The organism is Pseudomonas sp. 910_23, from assembly GCF_052850795.1.
The window spans coordinates 39,506-62,070 of sequence record NZ_VXCZ01000019.1; the positions used below are offsets into that span (position 1 = coordinate 39,506).

A 22,565-nucleotide genomic window follows, 5' to 3' on the forward strand; every position below is an offset into this window, starting at 1 on the left:
TATCGATAATCCGCATCAGGGCGTGACCAGGCCGGAACGGATGCCGCTGATCACGGCGTGCTGGCGTGATTCAGCATTGAACTTACGCATAAAGTTGGTGACATGGTAATTAACTGTAACTTCTGCACAGGACAGAATTCGCGAAATTTCCCAAGAGGTTTTACCGGCGGCCACCCACTTCAGACATTCCAGCTCACGAGCGGTCAACTTCGGTGGTTTTTCGACCTCCTTTTCAGCAGCACTCTGTATTTTCTGGAACGATTCGATCAGATAATCACGCATCAAGGCAAATTGTGGCAGCCCCTTGGAACGAATGACGTCGGCCGGTGACTTCTCATCCGTAATAAAGTTCAACATTCCGAACTCTCCGCGCGGCCCATGGATGGGCATACACAGCCCCGAACAAACACCACTGGCACTCGCAGCCTCATACAATTGCTGTTCGGGCTTGTTAATAAAATTTTCCTTTGTCCAGACCAACGGCAATGAACTGTTCAAGCAATGAAACACAACAGGGTCGACTTCGTAATAGGCATTCGCGTCATAGATACTGCGCCATGACCTCGAATAATTACTGATGATGGTCGAAGAGCTGAAAGGCGTACTGATCGTGGGCTTAACCCCAAACAGCACCGAAGAAAATCCATACTCTTTCGCCAAGGCAAACAGCACTTTACTCCAGGCCTCCAGCGTCTCACACATCAGAATGTCTTCAAGCATCTTAACCTCCTTGTTATATGGGGACTATTAGTGGCCGCCCCACATTGAATGGCCACTATTCGAAGAGCAACGCTCACCTTGCCAGGCAGGTTGGATCCAATCCACTTCAAGAAGTAAGTTAACGAAAAAACATAGATTGTCAAATTAAACAAAAGTCATAATGGCGCGCATTAAGTCCCGTGACGAATGGTTCAATCGCGCCTGTCAAGATAGTGCATAAGTGTGTTATGGAAGTGCCGTATCCTGGATTCATGAAGATCGCTCAATACCAGCGGGTCATTGCTCAAGGCTTGCAGGCCCGCACGCATATTCTTGATATTGTCCATGTCCTGATCGTATACATAGCCTAACCAGTCAGGCAGTACACCGGCGTGCTCATAGGTGTCGTCCGGCCCCATTTCCACGGTCGCTGCAGGCTCGGGTCGCTGCGCGCCCTTGGGTATGTCGACCAAGTAGAAAAGATCGAAGATGCAGCTGTTATGGTCGTTTTGGTTGGGGCGAAAACGCAGCACGGGCGGCAGAGAAATGCCGCGAAAGAAGATCATATTCGGGAACAGCGAATACTGCAGTACATCGACGGCTTCAGCGTCAGACAACCCACTGACATCCCTGCCACTGGCCAACCCGTATTGCAAACGCATCACACTGGCCATGTAGCGCCTTGCTGTCATGCCGGCCTGAAGGTGAGGGGCGTAGGGGCCGCTTTTCCCATTGAGTACGTTGCGATGAAATTGATCCATGATCGCCTGTTCGGACAGCGGCTCATGATCCTCGCAGACCGATAGCCCGACCGCGTGAAAACTGCGGCTCACATGACGCTCATCGGGTCGAACATCGTATTGCAGGGTATCGCTCAGATGGGCCCATGTATGCCCGTGCGTCTCGGGGGCATGCAACCCTTCCATGAAGGACTCCATGACGTTTTTCCAGTTCGCCGGGAGTATGTGCCGGCTGTGCCCCGCAATGTACTTGCCCTCATACTGATTGATGGCCAACTCACCGGGCAGGCTCTCCATATAATCGGCCAAAGGCTCGCAGGCAGGATCCATATTGATGAAAATGAAACCGCCCCAGGTGTCTGTCTTGACCTCCAGCAAACGGCGACCCTCCCAGTCAAGGTGGGCAAAATCCCATGCCGCCGGTATGCGCTTGAGGGTGCCATCCAGGTCCCAGGCAAATCCGTGATAGGGGCAACGCAGTTCTCGCACGCTCGAATCGCCCGAGCACAGGCGCCGGCCACGGTGACGACAACTGTTGTAGTAGGCCTTGATTTCCAGTGCTTCGTTACGAACGAGGATGAAGGATAACTCGCCGATCTCGTAGAGCGTCAAATCCCCCGCCTCTGGAATTTGTTCCTCCCGCGCAGCCATCTGCCAAACTCGAGACCACATCCGATCCATTTCCAGTTGATGAAAACCGGCAGACAGATAGGCGTCGCGATCAACCTCCATCCTGTACCGGCCTGCGGGAAAATGCTCCCGCATATCGGCCGGGACACTGCTCTGATCGTCGCGTGCCAGGACCTCTTGATAATCGATGGGCATGGACAAGTCCGCGACGTGCTCGATCAATTTGCTTTTCATCTTCCCTCCTTTGATGCCGTGTGGATGAGCAGGCTGGACTTATGCATCCGCCTGGGAACCCGGCATCACCGGGCTGAGGTTCTTGATATACGCCGTCACCACCCCCAACAACCCCAGGTGGTTATACAAACCAAAATGATCCATGCCAGCGATTTCCGAATAGTCAGCACCCTCATGCAGTTCGATAAAGCGCTTTGACTCATGGGGGCTCACAGCTTCATCACAGGTGCCGGCGATGACATGGCACGGCACCCCGAGTTGCTCATCCTGCAGCGGGTACTCGCCGACTTGCAGCGCGGTAATAGCCCGGCTATAGCAATACAGCGACTCCGCGGATTCAAAGGGCAGGCTCGTCAGGTGGATAAGGTTCGGATCCGTCGCGTCGAGGATCTCGCTGGATTGGCGGCTCTGTGTCGCACTCTCGGTATTCTCACTGCCGGAGCGCGCAAAAAACGACGCGTGAAAGCGCTCTGCCTGGCTACGCGACTGTGAAATAAGCGGCAACACCTGCCGCAGGTTGCGCATGAAAGCGGTCTCCTCTTCCTCTGCGCTCACCAGGCCATACGCGCCACTGATGAGCGTCAGGCTCGCGACTTCTTTCAACTTGCGGGCGTGATAGGCGATGTAGGCCCCCGAACACCAGCCGATCAGATGTGCTTTTTCTATATTGAAGTAATCAAAAATCCGCTGCAGGTCGCCGATATGCGCCGCAACACTGACGTCAATGGTGTCGATATCATCCACGGGGCTGGGGATACCGCGGCTTTCCCAGGTAACAAAGCGGAAGTCATCTTCCAGGGCCTCCCTGAGGCGGTTGGCCAGTTCCAAAGGCATGCCGACTGCGTTGATGAAGACCACGGTTTCCTTGCGCTTGTCCGCCGAGGCATAGACATTGAGGGGCACCCGGTCTTGTGTATCGATCACGTATTGACGCAAGAGGTCAGGTTTGCGTTGGCTCAGCGCCACCACCCCACCCTTGATGTAGCCCTCGACGTCTGCAATCGTCAGCGCACAGCCGCCTCCGTCGGCCCGAAGAAAGGTCTTGGTGTTGTGGATGTAGGGGTTGTAAAACACGGTTTTACGGGCCAGCAGTTTCTCGATGGCCGAGGGGTTTTCCAGCCCGCTTTCATCGATCTGCAAACCACTGAGCTCAATGGCCCGGGAAATAATATCGAGCAACACGCGCACTTCGATATTGGTCGACGACGTGGCGTGGAAGATGCCCCGCGGGCAACTCGCCAGATTGTCGTACACCCGCATGATGTCCTGGCACACCTGATCTACTGGCACCAGGTTGACCCTGGCGTGGGGCTTACCCGACAGGCGCACGGTTTGTTCAGTGTTGCGCATGGCGCGCTTGAGGCGGTTGACCTCCCTCAGGAACCCATACAGGCCAGTGGTGCTGCCACCTGCGGATTGAGTGGCCTGCGGACCGATAACAATCGACGGTCGGATAATCACCAACTCAATTCCACTGGCAGTGCACAGGCGGTCAATCAAGTGCTCGGCCGCACATTTGGTTTCTTCGTAATAGTTATTGAATTCAGTGCTCTGGTGCAGGCATTCCTCCACCTCACCCGAACCAACGCCTGCGGTATAAGCAGTCGAGATATAGAAAAACGTCTGGCAGCCCAACGCCTGTGCTGCATGGAACGCATGGGTCAGGCCGTTGATATTGTGCTCATAGATAATGTCGCGGTTCTTTTCTTCGAAATTGAGCGATGAAGCAAAGTGCAGGAAGACCGCCTGCTCCGAGGCCTGCGCCCGGGACTGAGCGATATCCATCCCCGCCAACGGCTGGGTGATATCGGCGCGCCGGGCTTTCAAGCCGGCAAAAGAGAGTCGCGCGTCAGTGGCAGGATAATGCTGGCCCGCCGAGAGCACCGCATCGCGGATACGATGTCGGCACTCATTGTCGTCGCGCCCCCTGACCAGGCAGGTCACATCGAACTCACCGGTGAGCAAATGCCGATAGATAAAATGGCTTCCCAGAAAACCAGTGCCGCCGGTCACATAGAGCTTTTTCATGTCGCCTTCCTCAAACGGTAAATGACGGGCCTGCTCAGGCCGGTTCATGGGCCTGTTGCAAAGCCATCTGGCGCAATTGATTTTTGGCAATCTTGCGCAAGCCGGCACGGGGAAAATCTTCCAGGAAAATAATTTCGCGAGGCCGCTTGAAGTCGGCCAGGCGCTCGCGGCAGGCCTGTTCGATATGCCGCCTGGCGAGCGCCTGGTCCTCACGACCGCTAGCGTTGAGCACGGCAAACAACACCGGTGTTTCCGTCAACAAGGGATCGGGGCGCGACACTACCGCCACTTCGCTGATCATGGCGCTGGCGTACGCAGCGAACTCAATCTCCGAAGCCGATACGTTTTCCCCGCCCACCTTGATGATGTCTTTCAAGCGCACATCAAAAAACAGCACGCCCTCGGTAGTCTCGAAAAAGCGGTCGCCGGTGATGTACCAACCGTCCTCTGTGAAGGCGTCGCGGGTTTCGCCAGGCTTGTTGAGATAGCCCAGAAACAGATTCTTGCCGGGTTGCGCGTTGAACTGCAGATCGGCACTGATTCGCGCATTGAACGGCCCGGCATTCGCGACGGGATCGGTCAACCGATAGCGGTAGCCACTCACTGGCTTGCCAATCGAATAATTGAGGTCCGCGCTGTGCTGCTCGCTCGTCACACTGCCAATGGCAAACAGCTCAGTCATGCCCCACCACCCTACGGTCTTCACACCAAACAGCGCCTCCACGTCGGTGTTGCGGCTGGGAAAGCCCCAAAACCTGAAGCTGTGTCGAACCGGTTTCTCCAGGGCTGCCAGGGCATGACAAACGAACGGCAGGATCGCGGCCCATGTGCAGTCAAAGTGTGCCGCATCGCTCCAGAAGCGTTGGGGGTTGAACACCCGCCGCAGCACCATGGCGGCTCCCGAAAACAATGAGGTGAGCACTTGATAGGAAAAAGCCATGGTGTGGCAGAGCGGAAAAAACACCAGCGTCACATCGTTTTCGGTGACCTGCAGGTGCTCGATATTGGACTGCGCTGACCACACCAGGTGCGCGTGGGAGATGACGACGCCCTTGGGCTGGCTGGTAGTGCCCGACGTATAGAGGATCAGCGCTGGATGATCGCCTGCGACGCACGCCATGCCGACGCAGGCCCCCCGCATGGAGACGAGCTCATCGATGCCAGGAAAAACGGAGCACTCGCCGGTGTCCTCGTCCGAGGCTGCCACCACTACCAGGGAAGTATGCAGGTCGCCGGCAAACAACCCCAGGTCATTGAGTGAGGTGACGACCATCTTCGGCGCAGCATCGCTGACGATGTAGCGCATTTCTTCCTGACTGAGGCGATTACCCACTACTACAGCGGTCGCTCCGAGATAGGCGCAGGCGAATACCAGGATCAACGCATGGGCTTCGACATCGAGGCACAGCACGATTCGATCGTCACGCTTGATACCCAGCCCGGCCAAGGCCACCGCTGCGTTGCTGATAGCTTGATGAAGCTGGGCATAGGACAGCTTCGCGGCACTGCCCAGATCCGGTAAGTGCAGCGCGGTACGCTGGGCATGCCGATCGCACACCTGCGCTAATGCCAGGCATACATTTGCACCGACGCCAGGGGTCAACTGTTCCATCTCACATTCCCTTGCCATACCAAAAATAGAAGACGCACATTGCCAGCCGCGGTGCCAGGCGAAGCAGGCTCACGTACCGCACTCCGGCCTGGCCTGTGCGCGTTGCTCGATCATCACGTCGCTGTCGATCAGATGCACCTTGTAGGTCGTCAGTGCGCAGCGGGTATGCGGCCCCAACGCCTCGCCCGTCTCCAGGTCGAACCTGGCGCCGTGGTGCGGGCAAATCAGTTGGCCGCGCCGGATCAAGGCGCCGTCCATCGTCTTACCCTGATGCGGGCAGCGGTTTTCCACGGCATAGACCGCCTGCCTGGCCTGGCAAAGCAATATCGCCTGCCCTTCTACTTGAACAGCCAGCGTGCCGCCTTCCTCCAGCGCATCCCGCTTCGCGGCGAACTGACAAGCGGGCGGATGCTCTACCAACGGCGACGACGCCTTCACGACCTCACTGCTCACGTTGGGCGAACCACTGGACGATCTGGTCGATACTGCAACCGTAGAGGCCAACTGCATCCTTTTGCGCAACGGTGACCTGGCTGACACGCTCAAGCTGCGCGAACAGTGCCATCATGGTCAGCGAGTTGATTTTCAATCGAGTCTCGATCAGTGGCACATGTGGCTCGACCGTCACGGCTCGGCCCAGGGTGGCCTGCAACGCGTCCTGGACGGTCTGGCGAGTGATCTGCATCTACGCCTCCTGTGGATGCCGGCGACCCGGGCATCGGTGCGGGTTGGATTTTTATATTCCCCATCTTCCTGGCGGCCATCAACCTATAAGCCTTATGGGGAGACATCTTCCCGCGCCCATGAAAAACTTACCGCACGCGGGCTTTCAGTCTTCAACTGGCCAATAGCGTTGACGGGCGAACGGATACGTGGGCAGTGACAGTTTCTGTGCCTTTACCAAGCGGTAATAATCCAGCCAATCAAAGCTGATTCCGGCCTGCACAACGTCGCAGGCAAAGCGTTCCACGTCAGCGAACGTCAGCATTTCCTCGGCCAGATGCACGCAGCGCCCGGACGATGGCACGGTTACAGCCCAGGCCTGGCGGCTGACGACGAGCACTGCAACCTGGGCCGAATCAGGCCAGCCAGGGGAAGCAAGCTGGGCGGCGCCCTGCCCCTCCTGCACAAACGCGCTCAACCACTCAGGGCTAGCGTCTAGTGCCGACGATGCGCCGCACCCGAGCTGCAGACAGCGGTTGATCCAGTGGCCGTAACCCCTGTCGATCACGGCCTCGAACACCATCCCCCAGCGCACCAACTGTTGATACAGCGCCACTTCGAACGCCAGTTCGGCGCAGCGAGCCGCCGCTTCAACGGTCTGTGGCGTACTGGAGAGACGGCCCAGGCACTCTGCGTAATCATCGGCCATGCGCTGGTATCTCGGCGCCGCCAGCCATGCCTGCCGACTGGCATCGTCAAGGTGCTGCGGCTGCTCGCACAGGTAATACACCAGGCGCGGCGTGAACGTCGCCGGCGCATCCAGCACGCTGTGTGCGGCCTCTTCAAAAAACCTGTCCACGTCTATGCCTGCTTTCAACACACCAGCGAACCGCTCGCGATGTGCGCTGCGGCTGATGTTTATGGTATGCGCCAGCGCCAGACGATCAATTGGCCCGCTGTCACGGACGAAATGGGCGAACCGCAGCAGGTATTGGCGTAGTTGCTCTCGCGTTGCGGCAGACAGACAAATCGGCACGTCCACCGCTGCGTCGGTCCCGCGCACCAGAGCTGGCGCAACGGACTGCAGCACGCTGAACACATTGGTGCCGCCGATCCCCAGGCAATTGATCGCTGCCAACCGCGCAGTGTCGGCGGGTTGCTCCAGCGCCTGCGACCACACCCGGGTGTCTTGGCTGACCCGGAACGGCGAATGCTCGAAATCGATGCGCGGATTGGGCGTGGTGAAATTGAGTGAAGGCACCAGGGTGTCGTGCTTTAGCATCAACGCCACTTTGATCAGGCTGGCGATGCCGGCTGCCTGTTCAAGGTGACCAATATTGGATTTGACACTGCCTATCGCACAAAAACCGTGGTCCTGGGTATCCAGGCGGAAGGCTTTTTCAAGCGCCTTGATTTCCAGAGGGTCGCCCAGGCTGGTGGCGGTACCATGACACTCCACATAACTGATCTGCCGCGCATTGGCGCGCGCCAGCGTGATCGCCCGCACCATGGCTTTGGCCTGCCCTGGCACACTGGTGGCGGTGTAGCCGATTTTCATCGCCCCATCATTGTTGACATGGCTGGATTTGATCAGCGCATACACATGATCACCATCGCGTATCGCGTCGGCGTGGCGGCGCACGATGACGCTCGCCACGCCGCTGCCGAACAACGTGCCGCTGGCATCACTGGAAAACGGACAGCAACGACCGTCGCGAGACAATAACGGGCTCTGTCCGAGGGGATAACCGGTATGGTGCGGAATACGAATGGCGGCTGCCCCCACCAGCGCAGTGTCGACATCCCCCAGGCGCAGAGCGTTGCAGGCCAGGTGCAACGCCACCAGCGAACTTGAACACGCGGTCTGCACGGTCATGCTCGGGCCTGTCAGGTTGAGCTTGAAGGACAGGCGCGTTGCGAGAAAATCCTTGTCGTTACCCTGGTGAACCAGGCTGGCGGTTTCATGATGCAAGGGGTCGAGACGGTCACCAAACTGATGCAAATAGCTGGTGGTAATGCCCCCCATGCATGCATAGACACCCGTCACGCCGGCTTGAGCCGCCTTGACATGCCCGGCATCCTCAAGCGCCTCATACCCCACCTCCAGCAACAGTCGATGCTGCGGATCGAGCAATATGGCCTCGCGCGCGGAAACCCCGAAGAACCGCGCATCGAACCATTCGATGCCTTCAAGCACCGGGCTGCGCCGGATATAACCAGGCTCGCTCCATTGCTCGCGGGTGACACCCGCCGCGCTCAGTTGCTGATCGTCAAGGTCAACGATCGACTCGCGGCCCTGGCGCAGGTTCTCCCAGAACACTCGCTGGTCAGGTGCACCCGGAAAGCGGCATGCCAACCCGACAACGGCCAGGTCGCCCAGATGGCTCTCTAGGGCCTGGCTCACAGTTGGCGCAGATCACGCAGTTGGGCGTCCAGCGGGTCCGGACTCGGCCCCGGCACACCCTGTTGCGCATACGCTCGACACAAGTCCGCCACGGTCACGATGCTGGTGATCGCCACGGCATCGGCGAAGGGGTCTGTTCCATAAACCGCTTCCAGGTTGCTGATCAGCGTCGCCAGGTCCAGGGAGCTCAGGCCCAAGTCGCTGAAGCGGCTGTCAATTTCCACCGCCACCAAAGGCCCACCCTTCGCCCCCAGAACCTGAGCGATCTGGTGCTCTACTTGATCGAATACTTGATCCATGACTTGATGATTCAGCATGTGAAACCTCCATCGACTGCGATGTTTTGACCGGTGACAAAGGTGCCCCGGTCTACCAGGTACAGGATCAGATCCGCGACTTCCTGCTGGGTACCCAGACGCCCCAACGGTGTGCGGCGCTCGATCCTGCTGAGTGTCTGGGGGCTCAGGTCCTTGACCATGTCGCTGGAAAAGTAGCCAGGCGAAACTGAGTTGACGCGAATGCCCCGTGGGCCCAGCTCCTTGGCCAGGCTGCGGGTCAAGCCATCCATCGCGGCCTTGGTTGCGCTGTAAACCGTCAGGCCGGAATGACCCCGCAGGGCATTGATAGATGACACATTCACCACGCTGCCCGCGCCACGCTTGAGCAGCTTGGCCGTGACCAGCTTGGTCAGGTACAACTGGCCCTTGAGGTTGATATCAAGCGCACTGTCGATGTCCGCCACGCGCATCGTGCTGAGGATGCCTTCAACACCGGTGGCGGCATTGTTGACGAGCCCGTCGAGGCCACCGAAGCGCTTTTCCACCTGCTGGACGAAGGCGGTGAGCGCTGAGTAGTCGGTGCAGTCCAGTGCCTGCCAATGAAAGTCGGCACGCTCGCTCAACTCCGTGACAGCCGGGGACTCTCGACGACTGAAGGTCGCGACGTTATAGCCTGCCTCCAGGAAACATCGGACCGTCGTCAATCCCAGGCCCTGGCTACCGCCACTGACAATGATGGTGCCCTTTACCGCAGATGGAGCGCTGTCATGGCGAGTGTGTAAAGCGTCAGAAACTGCATCAGTCATTGCGAGGCCACCTTGATTTTCTTGAATCGATCGCTGTGCAGGCGCCCGGTCACAAATTCGATATGACGCGGCACCTTGAAATCTTCCAACCCTTGCTGGCAATGCAGCATGATCTGGCGCTTGGCGTCGTCGGTGTCCAACTCACCCTCCAGAACGACCGTGGCGGCCACGATCTGCCCGGTGACCGGACTCTTGCGCCCCCATACCACGGCATCCTTGACGAAGGGGAGGCTCAACAGCCGACTCTCGACTTCTACCGGCAGCACTTTGAGCCCTCCCACATTGATCAGGCTTTCTCCACGCCCGAGGATGCGGAAATAATCGCCACGGGTTTCAACCAGATCCCCCGTGCATAGCCAGCCCTCCTGATCGATCACCGACGGCGCGTTCAGATAGCCGAGCATCGCGGTGCGGGTCTTGATCCACAGAATCTGATCAACCACCTTCACCTGCACATCGTCAGTGGCAATTTGAATCCACAGCGAGTCACTCGACTCCGAGCGCGTGGAGAGGATGCCCAGCTCGCTCATGCCATAGGTCTGCTTGAAACGCACAGCCGGGAACACCTCGTTCAGCGCGGCCAGGGTCGATTCGGGCATGGTCTCGGTGCCGTAGGTCACCAGTTCCAGGCTGGAAAGATCGTAGGTCTCGTACGCCCGTCCCCATAGCAGCATGTTGAGAAATGTAGGGGTGGCGGGAAGGAGCTGGATCCGGTGTTCAGCAATCTGCCGGCAAATGCTCACGGCGTCGCGGGAATCGAGCTTGACCAGTGTCGAGCCGCTGAATAAACAGTGCAGCAACGTATTGAAACCGCCGATATGGTCCAGCAACAGGAATGCAGCCGTGGTACGAGGCCTTGAGCGCGGCGCATCGCGGTATTTGGCAAAAAGCCTTTCGAGGCTGAGCAGGATGGCCTTGGGCTCGCCGCTGCTGCCTGAACTGAGCAATATCAGACCGGCTTCTCGGCGATCGAACAGGCCTGCCACCAACTCGTGGGTGGGCAACTGTGTGGTTAACGCCTGCAGATCGCCGGGGTGATCGGCGTCGATGATCCAACTGGCCCCTGTCGTACGTGCCACCGCCGCGCAGCGTTCAGACGAACTGCGATTGAGTGGCACCACCACGCAATGCCGGGTGTACAAGGCCAGAATCGCCCCCACCATCGCGCAGCTATAATCACCATTGATGATTACCGTGCAGCACGCGATGTTCTGGTGCGCCAGAAGCGCCTGCCAGGACATCATCGCTTGCCCTATGGCGTTGAAGGAGGACTGCTGCCCATCGGCGATCAGCGCAATGCCGTCGCCGAACGAAGCCAGGCGGTCGCTGATCCAATTACGTTCCTCTCTCATGTCTGCCTGTGCTCCTGTTGCTGTTTGCCAAAACACCGCACGAACGCTCAAGGCGATGCGCGAGCCATCCTGGCCGACAACCCGACCAGCCCTCCAATCAGTAACCGCGCCAGCCTGGCCAACCTTCCGGGAGCGCGAAAGCCCCAGATGGCATCCATCCAGGCGGGCAATTGCAGCAACTCCACCGACAGCCCAGCGCGGCTGCGCAGGTACACCACGTGGGATAACCCACCGCCAACCGGCGGCGTGCTTGAGCTGAAGCCTTCACGCAGCACGCGTCGGTAAAGGGCATTGAAGTGGCTTGGGCGGCGTACGCCCAGGGCGACATTCATCAGTCCGGGTTCATTGAGTGGTCGTACGGCGCCCACGCCTTGGCGGTGCACCAGTTCGATCCAGTGCTCACCCGCATCCAGGGCGCAGCGCGGCGTGTCGCAGCTGACCGTGGCCGAGGGCTGGCACGCCGACAGCGGCAGCCCCAGCGCCCGATGAAAATAATCCACGGCGTCCTCCAGATCTTCGACCACCAGCCGTACGCCGATAATGCGCCCGACCGCGCCGCCAGCCTCACCCTCCACCAGTTGCACCGGTACGCCATCGGGGTCGCGCAGCACTGTGCCGGCGAGGTCGACGGGTATACCGGCCGCCTGCAAGCGCGCCACGGCGGCGTCTATACCGGCTACCGCGACAAACAAGCGCTCGTAGCCGCTGCGTGTGCGCGTTGCCGCCGGCAACCGGCACGGTTGGCTGAACTCGAAGAATTCAAGCTGAAAAAATGCCTGTGCGTCAGCCATCCAGTAATTGACGCCCTGCACCGCCGTCATCTCGAACAGTCGGGCAGCCATGGGTCCGCGAACCTGAAAACTGCCGGTGGCACGCAAACCCAACAACGCGGCATAAAACTGCATGCTGGTGGTGGCGTCGGCGGAGCAGATTGCGACCTGGCACAATCGCGGCGGCGCAAGTTCGGACCTGCTCACGGGCGATTCCGTGGCGTAAAGGAAATGGCAAATCGCTCGCTCAAACCTGCGGCGGGGTTGGAGAAATCCATCTTGATATCGCTGAGCTTGCACGCCGGGCGCAAATCGGTGTGATACAAAAACAGCGCCAGGTTCAACGACAACAGGATATTGGCCAGCCCCGCCCCGATGCAGGTGTGCGGCCCACGACCGAAGGGTGCCCAGGCGCCGCTGGCGCGGTGTTCAAGCCGCGGCTCTTCATAGCGAGTGATGTCGAAGACCTGAGGGTTCTTGAACCACGCAGGATCCGTGTGGTTGGCAGTGGTGAATAGAATGATGTCCTGCCCTTTGTCGATCGAGTAACCCTGGAACTCGAAGTCTTTCGCTGCCGTACGGCGCACGGCGTAGGCCGTTGGATAAAGACGCATCACCTCGCGGATGAAGTTCTTCAGGGTCTCCATGTTTTCCAGGCCATCAGCGTCCGGCAATCCCTGGCTGAAACAGGCATCCACTTCATCACGCAACGCCTGGTGCAAGTGCGGCTGCTTGAAAAGCTCCAGCAACATGAAGCTCAAGGTGGCACCGACGGTGTCGATGCCTGCCAGGTAGGAGATGATGGCGTGGTTGCGCATATCTCCTGGGGTAAACCACTGGGGCTGGACCATCTGCCCTTTTTCCTTGAGCGTCTGGAAGTAACCCTGGGTTTGCTCCTGGGTCCGTTCCGACTCGATAATCCGGTCAGCCAGCGCCTGCACCTGCTTTTTCGCCGCCCGGTAACCCGGCAGGCGCAACGCCAGCCGCGGCCACTTTTTCAGGGCACAAACGTTCATCGCGGTATTCTGATACCGCATCAGCGCCTCGACTTCATCCGGCGTGGGTTGATAACCCTGCAGTGATCCACCAATCTGCTGCGACAGCACATGCCGAAACAGCGCCGACACCTTTTGATCAACGCCGTAGCGCGCTTGCAGGGTATCCGTGAAGATCTGCGCAAGCATGGGAATGCGCTCGTTGAACGCCGACTTGGAGAACAGCGGCTTCATCAGGTTGCGCTGGAAGCGATGTGCATCACCATCCACGCCGATGAACGAATGCGGGCATTGCATCTCTTGCAAGGTCGCTTCCCAGAACCCGCTTGAGACAAAGCAATCCTTGCCCTTGTCCGCCACGAATCGGTTCGCCTCCATGCCGGCCAATACCACGAAGTTCATATGCGCGGCCTTGACCCGGTAGACATCGCCATAGGTACTGCGCGTGGTTTGCAAGAAGCCCAGGGGGTTGCGGATCAAGGCAAGCGCACTGCCGAGCAGTGGCCAGCCCTTGACCACGGGAAGCTGGCGGTTGCCGGCCCCACTCGAGACCTCTCTTTCCCACGATGTCATCGTTGCTCTCCCGGATGGCGTTTGGTCTATGCATTGCCGCGCCCTGCCTGCGACACATCAGTGCCCAGCGAAAAAAGCATAACCAAAAGCGGCGCGATCCAAACCTATAAGCACTGATAGGTAAATTAGCCGAGGTCGATCTCGGGTGTGGCGCAGATGCCCGGCAGCCTCCATGGCGGCGTCACCGTGTGGGGGGCCGCTTGGCGCCGACACAGGCAGGCCAGGTCGAGGGTACGCACGCGGGGAATGACTTCCTGCACGCGCAGGCAAAACCTGGCCCGAGGCGATTCATGACAGGCAGCCACAGCCAGGCAGTAGCGCGCCAGCAGCAGTGTTGACCAGAATTGCCAATGCCGGGCGTCGGTTGTCGGTGGGTTGAATTGAAGGGAATGCCCGCAGCTTGGCCCCAGCCGGAAGGCAAAGCTGTCGAGCGGTACAGCAAGACCTTCGCCGCGGGCCTTTATGTAGGCTTCCTTGAGTGTCCATATCTCGAAAAATCGCTGCGCACGGTGCGCTGCGCCACACTGCTGCAGGTCGTGGCGCTCGGCGGCCGCAAAGAACGTATCGGCCACCGAAACGCCGTCGCCCTGGCGCTGCAGGTCTTCAACATCGATGCCGATTGCCTGTCGCGACACGGCCATGACGATCAAGCCATCGGTATGGGAAACATTGAAGTGCAGGGACTGCGAGGGGTCCAACACCGGATCGATACACGGCTTGCCGTGATCGTTGTAGGCAAAGCACCAGTGCTGCGGAGGAATACCGGGGCGATACATCGACAACACATGACGCACAAGCGCCCGGGTAACCAGGTACTGATGGCGATGTCGGGCAAAATGAAATTGCGCCATCCGCTGGCGCTCACTGTCACTGAGCACCGCGGCATATTCGGCCAACAGGTCAGCCGCGACGATCAACTCATCACGACAGACCCACAACTGGATATCGCCCGGTGGTAACGGCCACTCACGATCCATCGTGACTCCAGCGGCACCACCTGGTGCCGCTCGACAGCGCGGCACCAGGTCGGCATTGCCTCAGGCCAGTACGCTACGGCGCAGTTGAATACGCACAGGGTCGCCCTCGGGCAGCTCGACTTCGTCCACTGCCAGCGGCGCCTCAAGATCGCTGCGCAACAAGCTCTGGACCAGTAACTGGCTCTTGAGCCAGTCCTCGTGGTGCACCAGGATCTCATCGACATAGGCACCGCCGAGCACGGCGATGTCGACTTTTTCGGTGTAGCCCAGCTTGGCTTTCTTGCGCAGGTCTTGCAGCCTGCGGTTGAGCTCACGTACGGCGCCTTCGCGCTTGAGCGAGGCATCGATGTCCAAGTCCAGCCAGACCACCATGTTCTCGACAATCCCGACGTTATTGAGCGTGTCACGCACGGTCAGGCGACGCTCGAACTCGTGGGGCTGGATCGTCTGCCCTGCGGCAACCAGCACCCCCTGTTCATCGATTACATACTCTCCGGCCTTTACCGCTGTGGTGACCGCCTTCATCGCCGGGCCCAGTCGCTTGCCGAGCAAGGAGAAGATCAATACCACCACGGGCTGCGCCCACTCGTCGGCATCGGCGGCCCACTGGACCTGCTTGACGTTGAGTTCCTCCTCGAGGAACTGTGCATAACGCTCCAGTACGGCCTGTTCGATACCCGCGACGCGAATGCTGCGCAACGGAAACTTCTGCGAAACCCCATTGGTTTCGCGCACATTGCGCACGCTGGCGATCAAGTTACGCAGGCTGCTCATTTCATCGGCCAGCTCGTACGACAGGTACTGGCGATCGATGCTCGGCCAGTCTTGCAGGTGCACAGAGTCGGCATACCCCAGTTCGGTGTAGACCGCCTCAGCCAGAAACGGCATGAAGGGCGCCAGCAGACGAGCAAAATTAGATAACGCGTAGTGCAGCACTTCATAGCACTGGCGCTTGTCGTCATCCAGGCCATCGCGCCAGATGCGTGCCTTGTTCAAGCGCAGGTACCAGGTACTCAAGACGTTGATGAACACTTCGATACGCGAATAGATCTTGGAAAAATCCAGAGACTCCATCCACATCTTGATATCCGATTCCAGCGCCGCCAACTCATGCAACAAGTAGTGGTCCAGGACATTGTCCAGGGGCTGGCCAAGGTCGCCGGAAGGACTGAACTGGTCGATTTCGGTGAACGTTTTATAGAACTGCAGGCAATTCCAGAACAGCAGATGGTAGCGGCGCACCACGTCGCGCACCGACTCTTCACTGAACTTGATGTCCTCTCCCTTGCAGACCGGCGATGCCAGCAAGGCCACGCGCAAGGCGTCCGAACCGTGGGTCTGCATGAGATCCATCGGGTTGGGGTAGTTCTTCAGGCGCTTGGACATCTTGCGACCGTCCTTGGCCAGAATCACCCCGTGGCACATGGCGTTCTTGAAGGGGTTCTGCTCGAAACAGCCGGTGGAGATGACCATCATCGTGTAGAACCAACCGCGGGTCTGCGCAAGGTACTCGACGATGAAGTCGGCAGGGAAAGTCTGTTCGAACTCCTGCTTGTTTTCGAACGGGTAGTGCCGACTGGCGAACGGCATTGCGCCCGATTCGAACCAGCAATCGAAGACACCGGTCACCCGACTCATGGTGCCCTCGCAGCACTGGCAGGCGAAACGATGCTCGTCGATATGAGGCACATGCAGGTCTTCGACCTTGCGCCCGGAACGCGCTTCGATCTGCGCGATGCTGCCCATCACCTCGACGGTGCCGCACTGGTCACAGCGCCATACCGGGATGGGCGCACCCCAGAAACGGTTGCGTGACACCGCCCAATCGCGGGCATTACGGATCCAGTCCCCGAAGCGCCCTTCCTTCACATGCTCGGGCACCCAGTTGACCTGGCTGTTGCTTTCCACCAACTGCTCGCGCAGCGCCGACGCGCGGATGAACCAGGACTCTACCGCGCGATAGATCAGAGGGTTATCGCAACGCCAGCAGTGTGGATAGTTGTGTTCGATCTGTTCTTGCTTGAACAGCAAGCCACTGCTCTTCAGATCTGCAAGGATGCGCGGCGTGGCCTCGAAAATATTCTGCCCGGCATACTGCGCCACCGCATCGGAAAAGGTACCGTCGTCGCGAACAGGGTTAGGTGCAGGCAACTCGTATTGCTGCCCGAGCAAGGCGTCGTCCTCACCGAACGCAGGGGCAATGTGGACAATGCCAGAGCCATCGCCCATCTGTACGAAGTCGGCGGTGACCACGCGATGGGCCGAGGCATCGATCACCTCGCCGACCACCGGCAGATAACGCAGCCCAGCCAGCTCTGCGCCGGTACAGCGTTCCAGGATCACCGGCTCATCGAACAAGCCGCCCAGGCAACCTTCGGCCAGCCATAGGCGCTCTTCGCCGTGCTCGATGCACACATAGTTTTCATCGGCGGCCACGGCCAGTGCGACGTTGGCAGGCAACGTCCAGGGTGTGGTGGTCCATGCCAGGAAGAAAGTGTCCGGGCGGTCTTGTTGCCTGAACTTGACATAGGCGGACATATCGCGGCGCGGGCGGAAGGCGTCGTCCAGGCGCGCCTCGAAATTCGACAACACCGTCTGGCAACGCACGCAGTAAGGCACGATCTTGCCGCCCTCGTAGACATGCCCCTTGTCATGCAAGGTTTTAAAGCCCCACAGCACCGACTCCATGTAGTCGTTATCCATGGTCTTGTAGGCGCCATCGAAATCGACCCAACGGCCCATCCGGTTGACAAAGCCACGCCAGTCATCGGCGTACTTGAGCACCAGCTCTCTGCACTCGTCGTTGAACTGCTCCACGCCAAACTCGAGAATATCGCGCTTGGACTTGAAGCCCATGGCCTTCTCGACTTCGAACTCCACCGGCAAGCCGTGGCAATCCCAGCCCCAGCGGCGTGGGACCTGTTTGCCGAGCATCGTCTGGTAACGCGGTATGACGTCTTTGATATAGGAAGTCAGAATATGGCCGTAGTGCGGCAGGCCGGTAGCAAACGGCGGGCCGTCATAAAATACGTACACCGGCTTACCCTCACGGGCGCTGATGGATTGCTCGAACGTCTTTTCTTTTTCCCACCGCTCGAGTACCGCATCTTCCATTGCCGGAAATCTAACCGGCCCACTTCCTTCCGTACTCATCAGTCACACCTGTCAGTAAAAACAAAAAAAGCACCCCCTCGGGGCTTTACCTTACCTGGCGGTCTGCCGCCGCCATCGCCCGTCAATCCACGTCTGCCTCACCCTGTCGACTGGCGGCCGATACAACTGACGGCGCACAAAAAGGGGTGAGAAAAGCAGGTGGCACGGTACGACAGTCAAACGCTTCCAGCGTTTGCAGAAACCCCAGCATAACCTTGGATACACTCTCTTGTGTATCAGAGAAAAGCGTGTAGTGCCCCCAATCGTCCATGATGCGCACCTGCGCATTGGGCAGAATCTCTCCCAGGCTCAGTGAGTCCTGGAACGACACCATGGTGTCTTGCCGCCCCCCTATCACCAGGACTGGCACGCTGATCGGGGCACACCACTGGCGATCCACTTCAGGCTCAGCGGCGCTTTGGATCAGGTACATATAGCGCAGCAATGCCTGGGGGCCGCTTTTGAAGGGAGCCTCCACCAAGCCGCGGATGCGCGCATCGGCCAGCCCTGTGAGGCGGGTGGCTGTCTGTTCCGTGTTATTGGCGAAGATGGTGTGGTACATGAAATCGAGCTTGGACTCATCTTCGACCAATATGCGACTGACCTTGCCAATGGCATCGCCAGCCACTGCGCTGTAGCGGCTATTGAAGAAATTCGGGCTGTTGAACAACAGCAGCGCCTCCAAGCGTGCGGGCCATCTGCGCGCATAAGCCAACGCGGTATGAATGCCGGTGCACCAGGCGGCCAGTACCACCGGGCCAGGAGCGAGCATGGTCATCAGGTGTTCCAGGTCGCGCACCTGATCGTCCAGCGCATATTCGCGAAACCTATCGTCATACGCCCCCGGCAATCCGCGCCGTTCCCAGGTGACAAAGCCAATACCGGCCGCCTGCAGCGCCTGGGCCACGCCCTGCGTCACGGCGTTGCCGATGCCCAGGGCATTGACGAACACCACGGTGCCACCCGGCGCCTGCGTGTGTAGCACCTCCAGGCTCAAGCCATCGTGCGTGATCAGTTGCATGCTGTGTGTCCCTCTCTTCACTGTGCCTGCTTGCCCCAAGGTGCCTCATGTACCGGTTTGTCGCTGCCCCGCCACGCCTGCTGCCAGATTGTTGATCTCGTCCCAGATGTGCAGCGAACGGCTTTGCCATGCCAACGGATAGCGGCTGGCGGCGGCCTGATAGAAATCCGCCGCGGCCTCCCGATCCGTCGCAGCCCGCCGGCAATACTCGTTCAGGGCCCAGCCATAGGCCGAAATCGCCAGGCCCGAACCCAGGCCGGCGTTGGGCGAGCCGGTGCCGGCTGCATCTCCTACCAACAACAGGTTGCCATCAACTACCCGTTCGGCCCTGCTGTGATGCACCGCAATACGTTGCGTCAACCAGTTGATCCCCTGGTGCTCGACGCCCCAGCTTTTGGCGAAGAAGTCAGCCTTGTCCAAAAGCAGCTCGAGCGCCGGTGGCGTCGGTGTGCTGCTGTAGAACGCCACGCCAAACTCTTTGCGCACAGGGTAGGCCAGGCCAAAAGCGCAGTGATCGAGACGCCCGCGCGAATCGAAGGCGAACTCATAGCTCAAGCGTGACGTCGCAACCTCACTGGCGCAGTGAAACACATACCAGCTCTCACTGCCCTGAGGGGTCTGCAGCAGCGTGCACTCGATGCCCGCGGCCTGGGCCACGGCACTGCGCGCACCGTCAGCGACCACAACCAGATCGGCATCGAGGGGGAATGACGGCGCACCTGCCGTTGCACTCAGCAACACTTGCCAGGTAGCGGGCTTGCTGTCGTCGGCGACCACCGTCGCCTGATGGTCGGCGATAAACCGCACGCCCCGCGCGCAAGCCTGCTCCATCAACACCGCCTGCAAGTCGGCCAGGGAAATGGCCATCACCGACTCACCCACGAACAGCTCGGCGACTGTCTCGTCTCCATACGCCATGCTTGCATCGATACTGTCGAGAATGCCGGCCGGCAACTCGCGGGAGAAATACCGGGTGCGCTGCCCGGCGCTATTGAGGTAGAAATCGTGTCGCACGATCCGTGCGGCGCGCCGTGCCACGGCATCCAGCACCCCGATGCTTTTCAGGTAGGGCAAGGTGTGAGGGTAAAGCGTGACCATTTGCATACGGTTGATCGCGGTACGCTTTTCGACCACATACACCTGCTCGAAACCATTGGCCGCCAGGGTCAGGGCTGCCACCAGGCCAGCCGGCCCGGCCCCCAGCACCACACCGCGTTTGCCGGCCCATGCCCGCTCCGGCAGCGCGGCGGGTTGGTGGGCAAAATCGAAGGCGTAGCCGTTGCGGTGGTACACCTGCAACTGTTCCGGCGCAACGTAGTTACTCGCCGCAGGCACACTCGGCACGATCGGCGTAGCGGTCGACGGCATCGGCTCGCTGACCGGAGGCGGCATGGGAGCGAGCATTTGCTCAAGCTGTTCGATCAGCGCGCCGGCTGTCCTACACAGCACTAACTGCGGGCCGTCACGACTCTCATCCAGCCCCTCCAATGCCTGGCAAAGGCAAGCCGCCAGCACCAGCATGGTCACTGAATTCAAACCGTAATCAAGCAACGGCTTGCCCAATTGCAACGTGTGCGGATCGATTTGCGTCAGTGCGGCGATTTGCGCACGCACCACCTCATGCACATCCTCGGCGTTCGCCTCCAGCGCGATGGCTATCGCAGGCGCAGGCGTGGCGGATGTGTCAACGGTCGGCAGCCAACAGTGAACCTTGGCAAACGGATAAGTCGGCAGCTCGACGATGCGGCGGCCAGCACGCAGGCTGGCCTGGCGAGACACCTGTTGCAGGCTGATCTGTCCAACAACCCAGGCCCGGGCCTGCTCTTCCAGGCTCAACGTCTGGCGCTCAAGGGGCGCGGTATCCGGCACTTCGACCTCCTCAAGGTCACCATAGTGAACCACCACGCCGTCCACACTGCCCTGTTGCCGGTGAACACAGGCCAGCGCCGCATCCAGAGTGTCGAGCAAGGTGCCAGGTTGGCGCTGCACCCATGCCACCCGGCAGTTCATGGCTTCACGACCCTGACTGAGGGTAAACGCCAAGTCATCCAGGGTGAGCGAAGGGGTGGCAGCCAATGCTTGCCGAGCACTGCCAAGCACAGCCTGCAGGCGCTCGTTAGTCGCTGCGGAAAAAACCAATAGCCACGGGCCTGGCGTTGAGACCGGCTCAACGGCGGCGGGTGCAGCGTCGTACGCCTGCAACAGCAGGTGGGCATTCGCACCGCCAGCGGCGAATGTATGCACAGCGGCACGGCGCGGTGTCGGCCAGGGCATGCCGCCAGGTGCATCGCTGGGATGGTGCCAATGCTCCAGGCTGCGCTGGGCCTGCAGCGGCGCCTCATCAGCGCGGGTTTGTGGATTAAGCGGTTCGGTCAGGATCGACGGCACCAGCACCCGGTCACGCAGTTGCAACGCCACCTTGATCACCTGCGCCAGGCCAATCGCGGCTTCTGCATGGCCAATGTTCGACTTCACCGAACCCAGACGGCAGTGTGGCAAGTGCGTATTGCGCGGCCCATAGACGCTTCGCAACGCCTGGAACTCAGCGACATCGCCCAGGGTTGCACCTGAGGCCGAGGTCTCGACGTAATCGACACTCCGGGGGTCGATGCCCGAGCGCTGGAAATGCCGCGACAGCAGGGTCTCGAACGCAGCAGCACTCGGCACGCTGTAGCCGGGTGTATAGCCTTTGTGGCTGATAGCGGTGGACTTGATCACCGCAGTGACCGTGTCACCTTCTTCAATCGCCTGTTTGAGCGGCTTGAGCAGCACCGCAGCCACGGTTTCACCGGGCAGGAACCCGTCTGCCTGCCCGTAGGCTCGAACCCCCGGATGACTGGCGAGCAGTTGCCCCTGGCACAACGCAATATATTTGAACGGGTGGATAGACAGATTCGTCGCCCCCACCACCGCCAACCGGCAACTGCCGCTGCGCAGGCTTTCGCAGGCCAGATGCAGCGCCGTTGCCGCCGAGGAACACATGGTGTCGAGCGCCAGGCTGGGACCCTTGAGGTTGAAAAAATGCGAAATCCGGTTGGCCATGCTTGCGGTCGATGACAAGGCTACCGTGGCCTTGCGCGGCACATCGGCGTCGAACGCGTGGTACTGCTGATACATCGAACCGGTAAACACCCCGACCTCGCCGTCGCAGGACTCAGCCAGGTAATCGCGGGTGTAGCCGATGCGTTCGAACAAGGTCCAGACCTCCTGCAAAAGCAGGCGCTCCTGAGGGTCCATCAATTGGGCTTCGCGCGGAGAAATGCCGAAAAACAGTGAATCGAAACGGTCCACATCCTCGATGAACCCGCCCCACCGGCAATACGCCCTGCCCGGCTCACCCTTTTGTGCACTGAAATACGTGTCGGTATCCCAGCGGGTCGCCGGCACTTGCGTAATGCTGTCTACGCCAGCACGCAAATTGTCCCAGAACTGCTCCACCGACGCCGCACCAGGAAAGCGTCCCGCCATGCTGATGATGGCAATATCGCCAGCTTCCACCGCCACGGGATCAGGGGTTTGCGCCGTCGGCTGGGGTGCCGGCAGCATACGCAGGCGTGCCTTGGCCTGCTCGATGCTCAGCCGGCCCTCGCGCAGTTCGTCGAGGATGGTCTTCAGGGTCATAAGGGTCTC

General features: G+C 59.7%; 16 protein-coding genes. All 16 read right to left on the reverse strand.

What is annotated here, in order from left to right:
- Positions 1–15 precede the first annotated feature (15 nt).
- On the reverse strand, positions 16–720 hold the full coding sequence (locus tag FW800_RS21280) for a helix-turn-helix transcriptional regulator (RefSeq protein WP_050549315.1): 705 nt from the start codon (positions 718–720) through the stop codon (positions 16–18).
- A 191-nt stretch (positions 721–911) separates the two neighbouring features.
- Positions 912–2,303, reverse strand: coding sequence for an aromatic ring-hydroxylating oxygenase subunit alpha (locus FW800_RS21285; RefSeq protein WP_032877002.1), 1,392 nt, complete (start codon positions 2,301–2,303; stop codon positions 912–914).
- 39 nt (positions 2,304–2,342) lie between these two features.
- A complete protein-coding gene (locus tag FW800_RS21290; protein ID WP_050549316.1) occupies positions 2,343–4,331 on the reverse strand; it encodes an alpha/beta fold hydrolase in 1,989 nt (662 codons plus the stop codon).
- 34 nt (positions 4,332–4,365) lie between these two features.
- Complete coding sequence (locus FW800_RS21295) at positions 4,366–5,943, reverse strand: class I adenylate-forming enzyme family protein (RefSeq protein ID WP_248160830.1); 1,578 nt, start codon at positions 5,941–5,943, stop codon at positions 4,366–4,368.
- A 69-nt stretch (positions 5,944–6,012) separates the two neighbouring features.
- Entirely contained in the window at positions 6,013–6,396 is a 384-nt protein-coding gene (locus FW800_RS21300; RefSeq protein ID WP_050549317.1) for a Rieske (2Fe-2S) protein, read from the reverse strand.
- A complete protein-coding gene (locus FW800_RS21305; RefSeq protein ID WP_032877005.1) occupies positions 6,386–6,628 on the reverse strand; it encodes a hypothetical protein in 243 nt (80 codons plus the stop codon). The genes FW800_RS21300 and FW800_RS21305 overlap by 11 nt, the downstream gene beginning before the upstream one ends.
- A gap of 144 nt (positions 6,629–6,772) precedes the next feature.
- Positions 6,773–9,010 (reverse strand): beta-ketoacyl synthase N-terminal-like domain-containing protein, encoded by a 2,238-nt coding sequence (locus FW800_RS21310; RefSeq protein ID WP_446438407.1) that lies wholly within the window; start codon positions 9,008–9,010, stop codon positions 6,773–6,775.
- The gene (locus FW800_RS21315; protein ID WP_032877008.1) at positions 9,007–9,327 is read right to left on the reverse strand and encodes an acyl carrier protein; all 321 of its coding nucleotides are present in this window, start codon (positions 9,325–9,327) and stop codon (positions 9,007–9,009) included. The genes FW800_RS21310 and FW800_RS21315 overlap by 4 nt, the downstream gene beginning before the upstream one ends.
- On the reverse strand, positions 9,321–10,094 hold the full coding sequence (locus FW800_RS21320) for an SDR family NAD(P)-dependent oxidoreductase (RefSeq protein ID WP_078820783.1): 774 nt from the start codon (positions 10,092–10,094) through the stop codon (positions 9,321–9,323). Before FW800_RS21320 ends, FW800_RS21315 begins: the two co-directional genes overlap by 7 nt.
- On the reverse strand, positions 10,091–11,446 hold the full coding sequence (locus FW800_RS21325) for an ANL family adenylate-forming protein (RefSeq protein WP_446438408.1): 1,356 nt from the start codon (positions 11,444–11,446) through the stop codon (positions 10,091–10,093). Before FW800_RS21325 ends, FW800_RS21320 begins: the two co-directional genes overlap by 4 nt.
- 47 nt (positions 11,447–11,493) lie before the next feature.
- Positions 11,494–12,423 (reverse strand): VOC family protein, encoded by a 930-nt coding sequence (locus tag FW800_RS21330; RefSeq protein WP_446438409.1) that lies wholly within the window; start codon positions 12,421–12,423, stop codon positions 11,494–11,496.
- Positions 12,420–13,784, reverse strand: a complete 1,365-nt coding sequence (locus FW800_RS21335) for a cytochrome P450 (protein ID WP_032877012.1) — start codon at positions 13,782–13,784, stop codon at positions 12,420–12,422. Before FW800_RS21335 ends, FW800_RS21330 begins: the two co-directional genes overlap by 4 nt.
- Positions 13,785–13,909: 125 nt before the next feature.
- The gene (locus FW800_RS21340) at positions 13,910–14,761 is read right to left on the reverse strand and encodes a 4'-phosphopantetheinyl transferase family protein (protein WP_078820780.1); all 852 of its coding nucleotides are present in this window, start codon (positions 14,759–14,761) and stop codon (positions 13,910–13,912) included.
- A 60-nt stretch (positions 14,762–14,821) separates the two neighbouring features.
- Positions 14,822–17,914 (reverse strand): isoleucine--tRNA ligase, encoded by a 3,093-nt coding sequence (gene ileS / locus FW800_RS21345; RefSeq protein ID WP_446438410.1) that lies wholly within the window; start codon positions 17,912–17,914, stop codon positions 14,822–14,824.
- 82 nt (positions 17,915–17,996) lie between these two features.
- On the reverse strand, positions 17,997–18,935 hold the full coding sequence (locus tag FW800_RS21350; RefSeq protein ID WP_446438411.1) for an alpha/beta fold hydrolase: 939 nt from the start codon (positions 18,933–18,935) through the stop codon (positions 17,997–17,999).
- 45 nt (positions 18,936–18,980) lie between these two features.
- On the reverse strand, positions 18,981–22,556 hold the full coding sequence (locus FW800_RS21355; protein ID WP_446438412.1) for a beta-ketoacyl synthase N-terminal-like domain-containing protein: 3,576 nt from the start codon (positions 22,554–22,556) through the stop codon (positions 18,981–18,983).
- Positions 22,557–22,565 lie beyond the last annotated feature (9 nt).

What these genes read in the sequence shown, in the direction of transcription:
- FW800_RS21280 (WP_050549315.1), bottom strand. Translation starts at nt 720, where the DNA reads ATGCTTGAAGACATTCTGATGTGTGAGACGCTGGAGGCCTGGAGTAAA.
- FW800_RS21285 (WP_032877002.1), bottom strand. Translation starts at nt 2,303, where the DNA reads ATGAAAAGCAAATTGATCGAGCACGTCGCGGACTTGTCCATGCCCATC.
- FW800_RS21290 (WP_050549316.1), bottom strand. Translation starts at nt 4,331, where the DNA reads ATGAAAAAGCTCTATGTGACCGGCGGCACTGGTTTTCTGGGAAGCCAT.
- FW800_RS21295 (WP_248160830.1), bottom strand. Translation starts at nt 5,943, where the DNA reads ATGGAACAGTTGACCCCTGGCGTCGGTGCAAATGTATGCCTGGCATTA.
- FW800_RS21305 (WP_032877005.1), bottom strand. Translation starts at nt 6,628, where the DNA reads ATGCAGATCACTCGCCAGACCGTCCAGGACGCGTTGCAGGCCACCCTG.
- FW800_RS21315 (WP_032877008.1), bottom strand. Translation starts at nt 9,327, where the DNA reads ATGCTGAATCATCAAGTCATGGATCAAGTATTCGATCAAGTAGAGCAC.
- FW800_RS21320 (WP_078820783.1), bottom strand. Translation starts at nt 10,094, where the DNA reads ATGACTGATGCAGTTTCTGACGCTTTACACACTCGCCATGACAGCGCT.
- FW800_RS21325 (WP_446438408.1), bottom strand. Translation starts at nt 11,446, where the DNA reads ATGAGAGAGGAACGTAATTGGATCAGCGACCGCCTGGCTTCGTTCGGC.
- FW800_RS21335 (WP_032877012.1), bottom strand. Translation starts at nt 13,784, where the DNA reads ATGACATCGTGGGAAAGAGAGGTCTCGAGTGGGGCCGGCAACCGCCAG.
- FW800_RS21340 (WP_078820780.1), bottom strand. Translation starts at nt 14,761, where the DNA reads ATGGATCGTGAGTGGCCGTTACCACCGGGCGATATCCAGTTGTGGGTC.
- ileS (WP_446438410.1), bottom strand. Translation starts at nt 17,914, where the DNA reads ATGAGTACGGAAGGAAGTGGGCCGGTTAGATTTCCGGCAATGGAAGAT.
- FW800_RS21350 (WP_446438411.1), bottom strand. Translation starts at nt 18,935, where the DNA reads ATGCAACTGATCACGCACGATGGCTTGAGCCTGGAGGTGCTACACACG.
- FW800_RS21355 (WP_446438412.1), bottom strand. Translation starts at nt 22,556, where the DNA reads ATGACCCTGAAGACCATCCTCGACGAACTGCGCGAGGGCCGGCTGAGC.